The following is a 14,675-nucleotide window of genomic DNA, read 5'->3' as shown; positions in this document are numbered from 1 at the left end:
TGTCCGGTTTTGTGGGAACAAATATCGACAGGCGGACGTTAGGGTGGTGACAGGTCCGCTGCAAGGTGCAGCAGGACGATTGACACATTACGGAGGCACCATGTCCGCACCCGACACAAATATCGAACGCCAGAAAACCCGCCATATCACTATGCTGCGGGGCATCTGGATCGGCCTGCTGATCGCAGCAGGCGTCGCATTTGTCCTTATTGTCAGTGACGACGACGACCAGGCCACAGCGCCGGCATCAGCGGTTGAGCAGACCGGCTGATGGCAATGCGCCGCAATTCTGACCTGCCGGTCAAAACCTGTGCAGTCTGTCTGCGACCGTTTTCCTGGCGGAAAAAGTGGGCTAGGGTCTGGGATGAAGTGCGATACTGCTCGGAAAGCTGTCGCCGCAACAAAAACTCTGCGCCAGAACCGGAAGCCGGTGACGCGTCCTGAAAACGATCTGAACAGCTTGCTCAACGCAGCGCGCGCCCGGTACAATCTGACATAGAAATTCTGCGCCAGCGTCCCAGGACCTGAAAATTAAAGCCCTGCGCAGGTTGCCTGACAGCCGCTGCTGGCCTAAGTCGCTGGATACGATTGTATACAACACCGGCGGAGGCACAATGACGGATCGAGTGGAGCGCAGCGGACTGCAGGTCAGCGGGGCGCTGGCGGAATTCATTGAAACGGCGGCACTGCCGGGAACCGACGTCGGGGCAGAGACTTTCTGGTCAGGGTTTTCGACACTGGTTCATGACTTTGGACCCGAAAATCAGGCTTTGCTGGACAAGCGCGGCGAAATCCAGGCGCAGATTGATGCCTGGCACTCGGAGCGCAAGGGCGAGGCGCACGACCATCCCGCCTACTGCGCGTTCCTGCGCGAGATCGGGTATCTGCTGCCTGAGGGTGATGACTTTGAAATCGACACAGCCAACGTGGATGACGAGATTGCCTCCGTTCCGGGCCCGCAGCTGGTCGTCCCGATCACCAACGCACGTTATGCACTGAACGCGGCGAACGCGCGCTGGGGCAGCCTTTATGACGGATTCTACGGAACCGATGCCATGGGCACGCTGCCGCCCAAAGGCGGGTACGATCACGGGCATGGCGCCCGGGTCGTCGCCCGTGCGCGCGTGTTTCTGGACGAGGCTTTTCCTATTAGCACGCTCAGCCATGCGGATGCGCGGCGGTACTATGTTTCGGGTGGTGCGCTGCTGGTAGACGACCAGCCGCTGCAACAGCCCGAAAAATTTGTTGGCTACACCGGGCACCCGAAAGCGCCTGATAAAATTGTTCTGCGTAACAACGGCCTGCACGTCGAGCTTGTGTTTGACCGTACGCATATGATCGGCAGCAGGGATCAGGCGGGTCTGGCGGATGTCAGGCTGGAAAGTGCCGTATCCGCAATCATGGACTGCGAGGATTCTGTTGCCTGCGTTGATGCAGAGGACAAGGTGCTCGCCTATACCAACTGGCTCGGTCTGATGCGCGGTGATCTTGAAGAGACTTTTCAGAAGGGCGACCGGACGCTGACCCGCCGCCTGAACGAAGACATGGTGCTGACAGGCCCCACGGGAGAGGACGTCACGCTGAAAGGCCGCGCGCTGATGCTGGTGCGGAACGTCGGGCATCTGATGACCAATCCGGCCATTCTGGACAGACAGGGCGGCGAGGTCTTTGAAGGTCTTATGGACGCCATGGTCACGACCCTGATCGCGATACACGATCTGAAACGCGACGGGGGTAATTCGCTCACCGGTTCGGTCTATGTGGTGAAGCCCAAGATGCACGGTCCCGAAGAGGTGGCCTTTGCCGACCGGATTTTCACCCATGTGGAGCAGGTGCTGGGCTTGCCGCAAAATACGGTCAAGCTGGGGATTATGGACGAGGAACGCCGCACCAGTGTGAACCTCAAAGAGTGCATCCGTGCTGCGAAATCGCGCGTTGCATTTATCAACACCGGATTTCTCGACCGGACCGGGGATGAAATTCATACATCGATGGAAGCCGGCCCTTTCAGCCGCAAGGACTTTATCAAGCGCAAAGCCTGGATCGGTGCCTATGAAAACCAGAACGTCGACATCGGTCTGGAGTGCGGCCTGAGCGGCAGGGCTCAGATCGGCAAAGGGATGTGGGCGATGCCTGACCTGATGGCGGCGATGCTGGAGCAAAAGATCGAGCATCCGAAATCGGGTGCAAACTGTGCCTGGGTGCCAAGCCCGACGGCGGCGACCCTGCATGCGCTGCATTATCACCGCGTCAGTGTTTTCGATGTTCAGCAGAAACTGCGGGCAGGCGGGCGCAGGGCCTATGTGGATACGGTGCTGAACATCCCGCTGGCCGAGTATCAGAAGTGGACAGACGAGCAGAGAATCCGTGAAGTCGAGAACAATGCCCAGGGCATTCTGGGATATGTTGTCCGCTGGGTAGATCAGGGCGTGGGCTGCTCCAAGGTGCCGGACATGAACAACGTCGGTCTGATGGAAGACCGTGCGACCTGCCGGATATCGGCACAGCATATTGCCAACTGGCTGCATCACGGCGTGGTCGATGCGCAGCAGGTGATGGCCGCCATGCGGAAAATGGCTGCGGTTGTCGATGAACAGAATGCGGGCGATCCGTCCTATGCGCCGATGGCGCCCGGCTTTGACGGCATTGCGTTTCAGGCAGCCTGTGACCTGGTGTTCAAGGGACGCGCGCAGCCATCCGGCTATACAGAGCCGGTGCTGCATGCCCGGAGGCTGGAACTGAAAGCCGGGACCTGACGGATACATCCCGGGGGCTGCCTGCCCCCGGACCCCCAGGGGATATTTTGGGCCAGAAGAAAAGGAAACGGACGATGGCAGTTTCACTGAGGAAAGCGCGGACAATCATCCGCAAGACGCTGGAAAAAGGCCGGGAGATGGATTTCAAACCTTTGTCGGTTGTGGTGCTGGACGCGGGCGGGCATGTCCAGGCCTTTGAGCGCGAGGATGGCGCATCACCGGGGCGCTTTGGCATTGCGCACGGAAAAGCCTATGGATCGCTGATGCTGGGCATTCCGGGGTCTGCACAGATGGCGCGCGCGGAGGCGCAGGCCTATTTTCTGGCAGCGGTGAACGGCGTGTTCGGCGGCAGCGTCGTGCCTGTCCCCGGTGGTATTCTGCTGCGCGATAAAAAGGGCGCGGTCATTGGTGCTGTGGGCGTGACAGGCGACACCTCCGACAATGATGTGATCGCAGGGCTTGCGGGCATCGAGGCCGCGGGGCTTATCGCCGAAGCCTGAGCCTGCTGCACATTTATGCGGCTTTTGCATCGCTGCACAGGCGCCTGCGCGCATGCGTTACTGTTTTCCCAGGGAATTCTGCCCTATATCGTGGGGCGGACGAAGAAGGGGACTACGGATGGCGAAACCTGTTGTTGGCATAATCGGCAATCATTATCTGCTGCATGACCAGTATCCGGTACACGCGGGCGGCACGATGAATTCGGAGGCCGTCGCGGAGGTTGCCAGATGCGTTCCTTTGCTTATTCCGTCCGATCCGCGCTTTGTGACCGTAGAAGATCTGTTGTCCTCCTGTGACGGGTTTCTGTTTACCGGCGGACGCCCGAATGTGCACCCAGAGGAATACGGCGAGGACCCCACCGAGGCGCATGGCGAATTTGACCGGGGCCGCGACGCAATAGCCCTGCCGCTCATCCGCGCCTGTGTTGAGCGCGGTCAGCCGTTTCTGGGGATCTGCCGTGGGTTCCAGGAGGTCAATGTGGCGATGGGGGGCTCGCTATACCCTGAAATCCGCGATCTTCCGGGCCGTATGAACCACCGCATGCCACCGGACGGAACACTGGAAGAAAAATTTGAGCACCGGCATAAGGTGTCCTTTACCACCGGGGGTGTGTTTGACCGCCTGATGGGCTCGACCGAGGTGATGACGAATACGCTGCATGGCCAGGGCATCAAAGTACCAGGGCCGCGCGTTGTGGTCGACGGAACCGCGCCTGACGGCACACCTGAAGCCATCTATATCGACGGCGCGCCCGGGTTTACCCTGTCCGTGCAGTGGCACCCCGAATACCGGGCTGCAGAGGATCCGGTATCGCGCCCGCTCTTTGCGGCTTTTGGAGAAGCGACGCATGCCTGGGCGGAAAGTGGCACACCACGCGCGGCCCAGGTTGCCTGAGGCCCCTCAGATCTGACCACCGGCAATTTCGATCGCCTGACCATTCACACTCTCGGAGCCTTCGGAGACCAGCCAGTGCGCGGCCGCGGCGACCTCTTCGGGGGCAATCAGCCGGTTGTGCCGGTTCATCGAGACCATCATGGCAAGCGCCTTGTCGTCGCTGACGCCTGCGCGCTCTGCAATAGATGCAGTGTTCCGTGTGACGATAGGGGTATCAACATAGGCAGGGCAGAGCGCGTTGAATGTCCAGGGTTTGCCCGCATAATCCTCGCTCAGCGCACGGATCAGACCGATGAGCCCGTGTTTGCCCGCCGTATAACATGATGCACCCTGAAGCCCGCGCACTCCGGCGATGGACGAAATTGCAATAACCCGGCCCCAGTTGGTTTCGCGCATCGACTTCATGCTTTCGCGAATGGTCAGAAAAGCGCCATCGAGATTGGTGGCCATCATGTTGCGCCAGAAATCGAGATCGGTTTTGTGCAGGGCGCGTCCTTCGGCAATCCCGGCATTTGCCACACAGATCTGTATCGGACCCTGTGCGGCGACGGCAGCGTCGAGGGTCCGGATCACATCCTCTTCCTCGCGTACGTCCATGGCCATGCCGGTGATGCCTGCGCCTGAAACACTGTCCAGAACCTCCTGCCGGCGCCCGGTTATCGTGACACGGCATCCGTTTTCTGCCAGCCTGCGCGCGATGGCCAGCCCGATGCCGGTACCGCCCCCGGTCACCAGTGCATGTTTACCCGTCTGATCCATTTTTCTCTCTCCTGCCTTTGTGTCTGACTATGGCGCGCTGTATCATGCGCAGGCAAGGGGAGACGTGCTGCCGGACGCGGCAGCATTTCGATGCAATGCCGGGAGGGCATCAGATGGCAAAGGTGACGGGAATTGGCGGTGTGTTTTTCCGGGCCCGGGACCCCGAAGGGCTGGCCGCCTGGTACGACACGCACCTTGGGGTGATGCCAGTGCCGACAGACTACGACCAGCCCGTATGGACACAGGATGCAGGCCCTACAGTCTTTGCGCCGTTTGCGCAGGACACGACGTATTTTGGCCGCGAGGATCAGGCGTTCATGTTCAACTTCCGCGTTGATGACCTGGACGGTATGGTCGAGAGCCTTCGGGCCTCCGGGATTGCCGTGGACGTGGACGCGCAGGTTTATCCAAACGGCCGGTTTGCCCGCCTGCATGATCCCGAAGGCAACCCCATTGAGCTTTGGCAGCCCGAAGGGCCGGGCACATGAAATGGTTTGATCTGCCACCGGTCTGGCTTGTTGCTTTTGCCGCAGTTGCCTGGTGTCAGGCACAGTTTCTGCCGCTTGGGCTCAGCCTTGCCCATCCGGTGACTCTGCTGGTTTCCGGTCTGTTTGTGGGCGGCGGTCTGGTGTTGACCCTGCTTGCCGTTTTGGAGTTCCGACGCCACAAAACAACGATTATTCCGCATCTTGAACCGGATGCTCTGATACAGAGTGGCATTTTCCGCCGGTCCCGCAATCCGATCTATCTGGCGGATGTGCTGATCCTGGCCGGGTTGTGCCTCTACTGGGATGCGGTGCCGTCCCTTGCGCTTGTCCCGGTTCTCGTCTGGGTCCTGGAGCGGCGGTTCATTGTACCCGAAGAAAAACGGCTGAGGCGACGATTTCGGGCTGATTTTGCGCGATATGCACAAAAAACGCGCAGATGGGTCTGATTTTCGGGCAACTGTGAGCGTTCACAGTTTTTCGCCCGCTTGTACCTTGCGCCCTGAGACGGTAGTGGACAACGCACTTCTGTGCACCATTTTTGCTCAAAACGTAAACAAACGGGGGAGCTTCCATTGAAGATCGGGACACCAAAAGAAACCTTTGAAGGTGAGGCCCGCGTCGCGATGACGCCGGACAGCGCCGCGCAACTGCTCAAGCTCGGCCACGAGTGTGTGATCGAAACCGGGGCCGGAGCGATGGCCGGGTTCGCCGATGCCGACTACAAAGCAGCCGGCGTTGAGGTGGCGAAAACAGCCGCAGCACTCTGGAAAGCGGCTGATGTTGTCGCCAAGGTCCGCGTGCCGTCAGATGCCGAAATGAAACGGCTGCGCGATGGTCAGACGCTGATTTCTTTCTTCAGCCCGGTCGCCGATGAAAGCAAAATGCAGGCGGCAGCCAAAAAAGGCGCGACCGTCGTTGCAATGGAAATGATCCCTAGGATCAGCCGCGCTCAGAAAATGGATGCGTTGTCTTCCATGGCCAATATCGCGGGCTACCGTGCGGTCATTGAGGCAGGGAACAACTTTGGCCGGTTTTTCACCGGTCAGATCACAGCCGCCGGTAAGGTGCCGCCTGCCAAGGTTCTGGTTGTCGGCGCTGGCGTTGCCGGTCTGGCCGCTATTGGCACGTCAACGTCGCTCGGTGCGATCACCTATGCTTTTGATGTGCGTCCCGAGGTGGCCGAACAGGTCGAATCGATGGGGGCCGAATTCGTTTATCTCGATTTTGAGGAAGAGCAGCAGGATGGTGCTAGCACAGGCGGCTATGCCTCTGTTTCGTCACCGGAATTCCGCGAGGCACAGCTGGCAAAATTCCGTGAGCTTGCGCCCGAAGTGGACATCGTGATCACCACTGCGCTGATCCCGAACCGCGAAGCGCCGGAGCTGTGGACCGAGGACATGGTGAAATCCATGAAACCCGGGTCCGTCATCGTCGACCTTGCTGCGGAAAAGGGCGGTAACTGTAAACTGACGGTTGCCGATGAAAAGATCGTGACTGACAACGGTGTCACAATCATCGGCTACACAGATTTCCCAAGCCGCATGGCCACGCAGGCCTCCAGCCTTTACGCCACAAACATCCGCCATCTGATGACCGATCTGACGCCTGAAAAAGACGGTGTGATCAACCATGATATGGAAGATGACGTGATCCGCGGCGCAACGATTGCACATGCCAAAGAAGTTACTTTCCCGCCGCCACCGCCAAAGGTCGCAGCCATCGCTGCGGCCCCGAAAAAGGAAGCGCCCAAAGAGCTGACAGCAGAGGAAAAGCGGGAAAAAGAGCTTGTCGAGTTCAAAAACCAGACCCGCAATCAGGTTGGTCTGCTTGCCATTGGCGGCGGTCTGCTGCTGGCGGTCGGACTTGTTGCACCGGCGAGCTTTATGCAGCACTTCATTGTGTTTATCCTGTCAGTCTTTATCGGCTTCCAGGTCATCTGGAATGTCGCACACTCGCTGCATACGCCTCTCATGGCGGTCACGAACGCGATCTCCTCGATCATCATTCTGGGGGCGATCATCCAGATCGGCTCCAGCTCGTTGCTGATAACGCTGCTTGCAGCACTCGCGGTCTTTATGGCTGCGGTCAATATTTTCGGCGGCTTCCTTGTGACACGGCGCATGCTCGCCATGTTCCAGAAATCGTAAGGGGACGGGAACAATGGAATACGGATTTACTATTGCAGCCTACGCGGTTGCGGCTGTTCTCTTCATCCTCAGCCTCGGCGGCCTGAGCAACCAGGAAAGCGCCAAGCGCGCGGTCTGGTACGGTATTGCAGGTATGGCGATTGCCGTACTGGCAACGCTCATCGGGCCCGGCCAGGGCCTTGGTGTCGTTTCAATCGTCCTGATCGCGATGGGTGCTGCTGTCGGTTATCAGCTGGCCACCAAGGTTCAGATGACCCAGATGCCCGAGCTGGTTGCAATCATGCACAGCCTTGTTGGTCTGGCGGCGGTTTTCGTCGGCTTTAACGCTGACATCATGATCAACAATATGGAAAGCCTGTTTGCGGCAAACGCCCTGGCGCTGGGTGCTGTTGCAGCGGACGGTTATTCAGCCGTCGGTCTGCCTAAGGAGATATACGACGGACTGTCCTCCTTTGGTCAGCTGATCGCCAAGAAAACCTCTGTCGAGATCAACATCCTCAAGGTCGAACTGGTGCTGGGCATCTGGATCGGTGCGGTTACTTTCACCGGCTCCGTCATTGCTTATGGCAAACTGGCGGGCCGTGTGGACAGTTCGGCTACCAAACTGCCGGGCGGGCATCTGCTGAACGCGGGCGCGGCGGGTCTGTCGCTGCTCTTTGCGATCATGTATCTGGGCGGCTCGGGCAGCTGGACGCTTGTGCTGCTGACGCTGCTGGCACTCTTTATCGGCTATCACCTGATCATGGGGATCGGTGGTGCGGATATGCCGGTGGTTGTCTCCATGCTGAACAGCTATTCCGGCTGGGCGGCTGCCGCGATTGGTTTCAGCCTTGGCAACGATCTGCTGATCGTCGTTGGAGCGCTTGTGGGCTCGTCGGGCGCAATTCTGTCCTACATCATGTGTAAGGCGATGAACCGGTCCTTTGTCAGCGTGATCCTGGGTGGCTTTGGCGGCCCTGCAGGCGAGCAGATGGCCGTTGAGGGTGAACAGGTGGCTATCGAGGCCGACGGTGTTGCGCAGGCGCTCAATGAGGCGGACAGCGTCATCATCATCCCCGGCTACGGTATGGCCGTGGCACAGGCGCAGCAGGGTGTCGCCGAACTGGTCCGCAAGCTGCGGGCCAAAGGCAAGAACGTGCGTTTCGCCATCCACCCGGTTGCGGGGCGTCTGCCGGGACACATGAACGTGCTGCTGGCCGAAGCCAAGGTGCCCTATGACATCGTGATGGAAATGGATGAGATCAACGAGGACTTTCCGGATACGGATGTTGCCATCGTGATCGGCTCCAATGACATTGTGAACCCGGCAGCCCAGGACGACCCGAACAGCCCCATCGCGGGCATGCCGGTTCTGGAATGCTGGAAAGCAAAACAGGTTTTCGTGTCCAAGCGCGGGCAGGGCACCGGGTATTCGGGTATCGAGAACCCGCTGTTCTTTAAGGACAATACCCGCATGTTCTATGGGGATGCCAAGGCGAGCCTTGATAAACTGCTGCCGATGATCGACTGATCAGAGGACTGACTTCGCACCAGAGCGCGTCGCGGAAATGCGGCGCGCTTTTTTGTTGTCGGGTGCCCGCTGCGCGCATGCCGGCAGGCTTTTGGTGCCGCGCAGGTTGCTCAAAGGGGTCGCAGTATACCATTGCATCCAGATAAGCATCTGATCTGATTGGCGAATTTCGTTGACTTTGCAGGGGTGGGCGCTATCCATCCCCCTATACGGAGCTTGCATATGTCACCCATCACCGACCACCCACTGCGTTACAAACTGGCGAACGAGCTGCACGCCCGGCCGTTTCCATCCATGGAGGCACCCTGCACGGCCGTATATGTTGCCATCAAACAGCCCAATGATGCGGTCAGCCGGGATCGCTCTGAGGACCTGGCGCATCTGACCGACCTGCTGGACAGGCACGGGGCACCACACCCGCAACCGGGTGCGACGCACTACTACGGGCAGATCGGCAAGCACTGGATCAAATGGGAACAGCACACCGAGTTTGTGACCTACACGGCTTTTCTGGAGGAAGGATCTGAACGCCCGTTTGATCCTTCGGGTTTTGATGTTTTCCCCAGCGACTGGCTGGACCGTGCGCCCGGGCAGCGTGTGACCTCGGCAATGCTGCACATCGTGCCGCGTCCGGAAGATGACGACCAGATCGAGAAAACGCTGTCGAGCTGGTTTGTGCCCGAGAGCCTGGCGGTGTCGAACGTGCTGGACAATGCAGCGACAGTTGCCGGTGATTTCCGGATCGATGTAAACGGCCACCTGCGGTTCGCGGTTTTTGCAGACAAGGCCACGGGCAAGCGCCGGATCGGTCGGATTGTACAGCGCCTGTGTGAAATCGAAACCTATAAATCCATGTCGATGATGGGCTTTGCGCGCGTCAGGGCGCTGCAACCGAAACTCAATGATCTGGACACAAAGCTCACCGGGCTGATGAGCGACATGACCAGCGAAACGGCCAGCGCAGAGGACACACTGAATTCATTGCTGAGCATTTCCGCTGAACTGGAGACGCTCTCTGCGCAGTCTTCTTTCCGCTTTGGTGCAACGGGTGCTTATGAGGCGCTGGTCAATCAGCGCATTGAGGCGCTGCGCGAAGTGCGCTTTCATGCCCGCCAGCACTTTGCCGAGTTTATGATGCGGCGCTATGCGCCCGCGATGCGCACGGTGACCTCTGCCGAAAGGCGGCTGGAGCAGATGTCCAGCCGCTCGATCCGGGCGTCCAATCTGTTGCGCACACGTGTGGATGTGGAACGTTCGGCACAGAACCAGGCGTTGCTGGAGAGTATGGACCGCCGGTCCGATCTGCAGCTGCGTCTGCAGCGCACGGTTGAGGGGCTGTCTGTCGTCGCGATCAGCTACTATGCGGTGTCGCTGGCCGGATACCTTCTCTATCCGCTGACCGAGGCCACAGAACTGAGTAAAGGCATGCTGACGGCGCTGGTCACCGTGCCGGTGGTATTGCTGGTGTGGTGGCTGGTGCGGCGTCTCAGAGCGAGCGTGGAGTAGGCAGGCCGTTCCGTCGCCGGGGCGTTGGTTTATTGCCTGCGAAGTCGTTGTCCGGCGCAGACGCCCGGGCGTGAGGGGCCGACGGATCGGCGCTCTTTCCGCTTGCGCGAAAGACGCCCCGCCCGCCGTCCCGAACCGTCCTGCGTGACCGCATTTTCAGCGGAACGACGCAGGTGTTTTCATAGGGACCGGGCAGGGGCGTTATCCAGCAGCTGTGACAGTCAGCGCCCTCTTATCCGGGGGTCAAGCGCATCTCTCAGCCCGTCGCCCAGATAATTGACCGACAGCACGGTGACCGAGATCAGGATACCCGGCAGCATCACCCTTTCCGGGAACTCCTCCATGCGCGGCACGGCATCGGACAGCAGCTTGCCCCATGTGGGGAAGTCGGATGGAAAGCCCACGCCCAGAAAGCTCAGCGCGCTTTCCGTAATGATCGCTGTCGCCAGGCCAAGCGTGGCTGACACCATGATCGGTGAGATCACATTTGGCAGCAGGTGCCGTCGGATGATCAGAAAGGGTGTGGTCCCGATAGAGCGCGCGGCGAGGATGAATTCCCGTTCCTTTAGTGCCAGAATTTCGCCGCGTACGATCCGGGCGGTGGGCATCCAGGATGTGATGCCGATCACGCCGACGATCAGGATGAACATGCCGCCCTCCGGCCCGAATGCCGCGCGCAGGGGCTGGCGGAAGAGGGTCACGGCCACCAGTAGCAGCGGCAGAATGGGCAGGGACAGAAAGAGATCCGTGATGCGCATCAGGATGCCGTCCAGCCGCTTGAAGTAACCGGCGCAGACACCGACAGTGGTGCCGATGAACAAAGACAGGATCATCGCTGTCCAGCCCACCGCCAGCGAGGCGCGCCCGCCGGCAATGAGGGTCGCCATGATGTCGCGTCCCAGGTTGTCAGTGCCCAGAGGGCGCGCCCAGAGCACTTTGGCATCGCCGTCCCAGAGTGCTGTGTAGATCGGGCGCAGGTCCTTGTTGCGGATATCCAGTTTCTTGGCATCGATCTGCCAGATCCAGGGGCCGATCAGCACAAAGAGTGTGATTGCCAGCAGAAAGCCGCCACCGATCATCGCGCCCCTGTGCTTGCGGAACTGGTCCCAGACCTCGCGCCACTGGCTTTGCGGTTCCTTCTGCGGCTCCTTGTCCTGGAGGGCGCCGTAGGTTTCGATCTCTGCGTTCTGGTCAGTCATAGCGGATCCTCGGATCCAGAATGCCGTAAAGCACGTCCGCGATCAGGTTGAAGGCAACAATCAGGATGGCGAAGATAAAGGTCAGTGTCATGACCATGGGCAGATCATTGGCGAAAAGGGCGGTCAGCAGCAGCTGCCCGATGCCGTTCACCTTGAACAGTGTCTCGGTGATGATCGCGCCGCCAAAGATCGATGGGATGCCCAGGGCAATCACTGTCACGATCGGGATCATCGAGTTGCGCAGAACATGCACCAGAACAACGACGCTTTCCTTCAGGCCTTTGGCACGCGCTGTACGCACATAGTCCTGATTGAGGTTGTCGAGCATGGAGGCCCGCATGAAGCGGCTGATCTGCGCCGTTGTCTGGAGCGCCAGCACCATCACCGGCATGATCATCTGTTGCAGCTGCACTTTGAAACTGGCCCAGTCGGTGACGACATGGGTGGTGTCGTAGATTGAGGGGAACCAGCCCAGGTTGACAGAGAATATCACGATCACAAGGACGCCGGAGAAGAAAGGCGGGATGGAGAAGCCGATCATCGAGATAAAGGTACCGGTCTGGTCAAACAGTGAATACTGGCGGTAGGCCGAATAAATGCCGATGGGCAGGGCAATCAGGATGCCGACAATATAGGACATGCCCACAACCCAGAGCGTCTGTGGCATCCGCTGGATTACGATGTCCATCACCGGCGAACGGGTCTGCCAGGAGATCACCCGCAGCTTGCCCTCGGCAAACGCGGTGCCGAACCAGTGGTCCACCAGCACCTGAGGCTCGACCCAGAAGAACTGTACCAGCCATTTCCAGTACTGGACATGAACAGGAGCGCCAAGACCAAGTGCCTCGCGCATCTTCTGTTTGACTTCGGGGGGGACGGTCAGCGGCACCTGGGCCATCGGATCGCCCGGCGCCAGTTGCAGCAGAAGGAATATGACAAGGCTGATAAACAGCAGTGTCGGGATCGACAGAACAAGTCTGCGGATGGTGAAAGTCAGCATGCGCTTCGCCTTGTCGGGAGGTTTTTATTATTGTTCGGATGCTGCCGGATGCACGCAAGCACATTTACCGGCGAAATGAGGACAGGGCGCGGAATGCCCGCGCCCTGCCTCAGTTTGCATCAGTTCCCAATGCGGTACCAGTCACCGACATTCCAGAGCTCGGAGTCCCAGACATTCAGAATCACACCACCCAGGGAGTTGGCATGCGCCGAGACGCGTGCGCGGTTAACGAGGGGCACAATTGTGTAAGACTCTCTGGTCAGCATATCGTTAAGCGCACGACCAATCTCGCCGCGCTTTTCCAGGTCGCCAGTCTGCGCCAGCTCGTCAAGCAGAGCATCGTAGGCCGGATCGCAGTAGCGGTTGATGTTCTCGCCCTGCCACTGGCTGGAGGGCTTGGGCTCGCCACCACACCGGTAGGCCGCCAGATACTGCTGGGGGTCTGTACCGTTGAAGGTATTGGCGTACATTTCCACGTCCGCGTAGAATTTCTGGAAGGTGTCGGGGGAGCCCGGGTCACCACCGAAGAACACGGACGCGTCCAGATTGCGCAGTTCGGTTTCGACGCCGATCATGCTCCACCACTCTTTGATCAGGGCCTGGAAGTCCTGACGCACCGCGTTGGTAGATGTCTGATACAGGATCGACAGTTTCACGCCGTCCTTGTCACGCACACCATCGCCGTCGCTGTCTACCCAGCCTGCTTCATCCAGCAGGGCGTTTGCGCCGTCGATGTCCTGTGTCAGACACTCTGTATTGTCTGAGGCATAGAGCGCAGGCGCAGGGACCAGGTTACAGGTTGGCTGTCCAGCCTGACCGTAACCCACTTCTGTGAGCAGTTCGCGGTCAATTGCCATCGACAGCGCCTTGCGTACACGCAGATCGGTCAGGAACGGGTGTGGTTCGGCGACGGTTGCCCGGGTTTCCGGGGGCAGATCAGGCGATGGGTTCGTCAGGTTCATCTCAAGGCGCTCGACCAGCGGACCAAACCCTGCAATTGCAACACCTTTGCCTGCTTCCTCCATTCTGGCGATGACATCGGGTGCAAGCTGGAGATTCCACGCGTAGTCGAACTCACCCGTTTCCAGAACAGCCCGGCCAGCTGCGGTCGCATCACCGCCGCCTTTGAAAGTAATCTTGGCAAAGGCAGGCTTGCTCGGATCGCGGTAGTTGGGATTGGCAGAATACTGGATAACATCATTCGGGCGGAAATCATCCACGACAAATGGTCCGGTGCCGATCGGGTTAAAGTTCGCTTCAGTGCATTCGGGTGCTTTGGCACCAAGGCAGTCAGCGAACTGTGCGGCCTGGATAATGGGGGACTGGCCGCCGACAAACGGGCCATAGGGGTTTGGCTTTGGACCCGAAAATGTAACTTTCACAGTGAGATCATCAATGACCTCGACGTTTTCCACACCGTCAAAAAACGCGGCCTGCGCACAGCCGCCTTCCGGGTGCATGCAGTAGTCTGCGGTGAATTTCACGTCTGCTGAAGTCAGTGAGGAGCCATCAGACCACAAAAGCCCTTCCTGCAGCATCCATGTGATACTGGTCAAGTCCGCCGACACGCCGCCGTTTGCGACTGTAGGGACTTCCGTTGCGAGGAAGGGGACCATTTCACCGACTTCGTTGTAACGCACAAGCGGTTCAATCACCAGCGAGGCGGATTCGATGTCCTTGGTACCACCCGACAGATACGGGTTCAGGATCGAAGGGGCCTGCCAGTAGATGATCTTGACCTCGCCATCGCGGCCCCGCTCGCCTTGGTGACCGTCCGCCAGGACGACCGGTGCGAGGGCTGTGGTCGCAATGGCGCCCATCAGTAAGGTTCTGAGTTTCATGTTATACTCCGTGTTGGGCAATCAAATGCCGTTTAGAACAACCCGTTTGACCAGGCCGTTGTTTTTTCGCTTTC

General features: G+C 59.2%; 14 protein-coding genes. 10 read left to right on the top strand and 4 right to left on the bottom strand.

What is annotated here, in order from left to right; genetic code table 11:
• The first annotated feature begins 100 nt into the window (after window positions 1-100).
• From Q1A34_RS04685 to Q1A34_RS04665, 5 genes are all read left to right on the top strand, one after another.
• Window positions 101-271, top strand: coding sequence for a hypothetical protein (locus Q1A34_RS04685; RefSeq protein ID WP_300031414.1), 171 nt, complete (start codon window positions 101-103; stop codon window positions 269-271).
• Window positions 271-444, top strand: a complete 174-nt coding sequence (locus Q1A34_RS04680) for a DUF2256 domain-containing protein (RefSeq protein WP_366942805.1) — start codon at window positions 271-273, stop codon at window positions 442-444. Before Q1A34_RS04685 ends, Q1A34_RS04680 begins: the two co-directional genes overlap by 1 nt.
• A 170-nt stretch (window positions 445-614) precedes the next feature.
• Entirely contained in the window at window positions 615-2,756 is a 2,142-nt protein-coding gene (locus tag Q1A34_RS04675; RefSeq protein WP_300031408.1) for a malate synthase G, read from the top strand.
• 74 nt (window positions 2,757-2,830) lie between these two features.
• Window positions 2,831-3,256 carry a heme-binding protein gene (locus Q1A34_RS04670; RefSeq protein ID WP_300031406.1) on the top strand — a complete coding sequence of 142 codons (426 nt, stop codon included), beginning with the start codon at window positions 2,831-2,833 and terminating at the stop codon, window positions 3,254-3,256.
• A 118-nt stretch (window positions 3,257-3,374) separates the two neighbouring features.
• On the top strand, window positions 3,375-4,151 hold the full coding sequence (locus tag Q1A34_RS04665) for a gamma-glutamyl-gamma-aminobutyrate hydrolase family protein (RefSeq protein ID WP_300031403.1): 777 nt from the start codon (window positions 3,375-3,377) through the stop codon (window positions 4,149-4,151).
• A 6-nt stretch (window positions 4,152-4,157) separates the two neighbouring features.
• On the opposite strand, the gene Q1A34_RS04660 is transcribed toward Q1A34_RS04665, so the two are convergent.
• Window positions 4,158-4,910, bottom strand: coding sequence for an SDR family oxidoreductase (locus Q1A34_RS04660; protein ID WP_300031400.1), 753 nt, complete (start codon window positions 4,908-4,910; stop codon window positions 4,158-4,160).
• A gap of 113 nt (window positions 4,911-5,023) precedes the next feature.
• Here Q1A34_RS04660 and Q1A34_RS04655 point away from each other — a divergent pair, with 113 nt between their 5' ends.
• The 5 genes from Q1A34_RS04655 to Q1A34_RS04635 all read left to right on the top strand — a co-directional run bounded on the left by Q1A34_RS04655 (window position 5,024) and on the right by Q1A34_RS04635 (window position 10,561).
• A complete protein-coding gene (locus Q1A34_RS04655; RefSeq protein ID WP_300031397.1) occupies window positions 5,024-5,398 on the top strand; it encodes a VOC family protein in 375 nt (124 codons plus the stop codon).
• On the top strand, window positions 5,395-5,844 hold the full coding sequence (locus Q1A34_RS04650) for an isoprenylcysteine carboxylmethyltransferase family protein (RefSeq protein ID WP_300031394.1): 450 nt from the start codon (window positions 5,395-5,397) through the stop codon (window positions 5,842-5,844). Before Q1A34_RS04655 ends, Q1A34_RS04650 begins: the two co-directional genes overlap by 4 nt.
• A 126-nt stretch (window positions 5,845-5,970) precedes the next feature.
• Window positions 5,971-7,545: a Re/Si-specific NAD(P)(+) transhydrogenase subunit alpha gene (locus tag Q1A34_RS04645; protein WP_300031391.1), complete on the top strand. Its 1,575-nt coding sequence runs from the start codon at window positions 5,971-5,973 to the stop codon at window positions 7,543-7,545.
• Between the two features lie 13 nt (window positions 7,546-7,558).
• On the top strand, window positions 7,559-9,055 hold the full coding sequence (locus Q1A34_RS04640) for an NAD(P)(+) transhydrogenase (Re/Si-specific) subunit beta (RefSeq protein WP_300031388.1): 1,497 nt from the start codon (window positions 7,559-7,561) through the stop codon (window positions 9,053-9,055).
• Window positions 9,056-9,277: 222 nt separating this feature from the next.
• Window positions 9,278-10,561: a DUF3422 family protein gene (locus Q1A34_RS04635; protein WP_300031386.1), complete on the top strand. Its 1,284-nt coding sequence runs from the start codon at window positions 9,278-9,280 to the stop codon at window positions 10,559-10,561.
• Window positions 10,562-10,782: 221 nt separating this feature from the next.
• On the opposite strand, the gene Q1A34_RS04630 is transcribed toward Q1A34_RS04635, so the two are convergent.
• From Q1A34_RS04630 to Q1A34_RS04620, 3 genes are all read right to left on the bottom strand, one after another.
• Entirely contained in the window at window positions 10,783-11,760 is a 978-nt protein-coding gene (locus Q1A34_RS04630) for an ABC transporter permease (protein ID WP_300031383.1), read from the bottom strand.
• A complete protein-coding gene (locus Q1A34_RS04625) occupies window positions 11,753-12,760 on the bottom strand; it encodes an ABC transporter permease (RefSeq protein ID WP_300031380.1) in 1,008 nt (335 codons plus the stop codon). Before Q1A34_RS04625 ends, Q1A34_RS04630 begins: the two co-directional genes overlap by 8 nt.
• 119 nt (window positions 12,761-12,879) lie before the next feature.
• Window positions 12,880-14,601: a peptide ABC transporter substrate-binding protein gene (locus Q1A34_RS04620; protein ID WP_300031377.1), complete on the bottom strand. Its 1,722-nt coding sequence runs from the start codon at window positions 14,599-14,601 to the stop codon at window positions 12,880-12,882.
• Window positions 14,602-14,675 lie beyond the last annotated feature (74 nt).

The sequence above is a fragment of the uncultured Roseobacter sp. genome (assembly GCF_947491795.1).
In the GTDB taxonomy this organism is placed as follows: Bacteria; Pseudomonadota; Alphaproteobacteria; order Rhodobacterales; family Rhodobacteraceae; genus Roseobacter.
Note: the sequence above shows the minus strand (reverse complement) of the source record. Positions and strands in the feature narration are given on the sequence as shown.

What these genes read in the sequence shown, in the direction of transcription:
- Q1A34_RS04685 (WP_300031414.1), top strand. Translation starts at nt 101, where the DNA reads ATGTCCGCACCCGACACAAATATCGAACGCCAGAAAACCCGCCATATC.
- Q1A34_RS04675 (WP_300031408.1), top strand. Translation starts at nt 615, where the DNA reads ATGACGGATCGAGTGGAGCGCAGCGGACTGCAGGTCAGCGGGGCGCTG.
- Q1A34_RS04620 (WP_300031377.1), bottom strand. Translation starts at nt 14,601, where the DNA reads ATGAAACTCAGAACCTTACTGATGGGCGCCATTGCGACCACAGCCCTC.
- Q1A34_RS04660 (WP_300031400.1), bottom strand. Translation starts at nt 4,910, where the DNA reads ATGGATCAGACGGGTAAACATGCACTGGTGACCGGGGGCGGTACCGGC.
- Q1A34_RS04640 (WP_300031388.1), top strand. Translation starts at nt 7,559, where the DNA reads ATGGAATACGGATTTACTATTGCAGCCTACGCGGTTGCGGCTGTTCTC.
- Q1A34_RS04630 (WP_300031383.1), bottom strand. Translation starts at nt 11,760, where the DNA reads ATGACTGACCAGAACGCAGAGATCGAAACCTACGGCGCCCTCCAGGAC.
- Q1A34_RS04625 (WP_300031380.1), bottom strand. Translation starts at nt 12,760, where the DNA reads ATGCTGACTTTCACCATCCGCAGACTTGTTCTGTCGATCCCGACACTG.
- Q1A34_RS04680 (WP_366942805.1), top strand. Translation starts at nt 271, where the DNA reads ATGGCAATGCGCCGCAATTCTGACCTGCCGGTCAAAACCTGTGCAGTC.
- Q1A34_RS04670 (WP_300031406.1), top strand. Translation starts at nt 2,831, where the DNA reads ATGGCAGTTTCACTGAGGAAAGCGCGGACAATCATCCGCAAGACGCTG.
- Q1A34_RS04665 (WP_300031403.1), top strand. Translation starts at nt 3,375, where the DNA reads ATGGCGAAACCTGTTGTTGGCATAATCGGCAATCATTATCTGCTGCAT.
- Q1A34_RS04650 (WP_300031394.1), top strand. Translation starts at nt 5,395, where the DNA reads ATGAAATGGTTTGATCTGCCACCGGTCTGGCTTGTTGCTTTTGCCGCA.
- Q1A34_RS04635 (WP_300031386.1), top strand. Translation starts at nt 9,278, where the DNA reads ATGTCACCCATCACCGACCACCCACTGCGTTACAAACTGGCGAACGAG.
- Q1A34_RS04655 (WP_300031397.1), top strand. Translation starts at nt 5,024, where the DNA reads ATGGCAAAGGTGACGGGAATTGGCGGTGTGTTTTTCCGGGCCCGGGAC.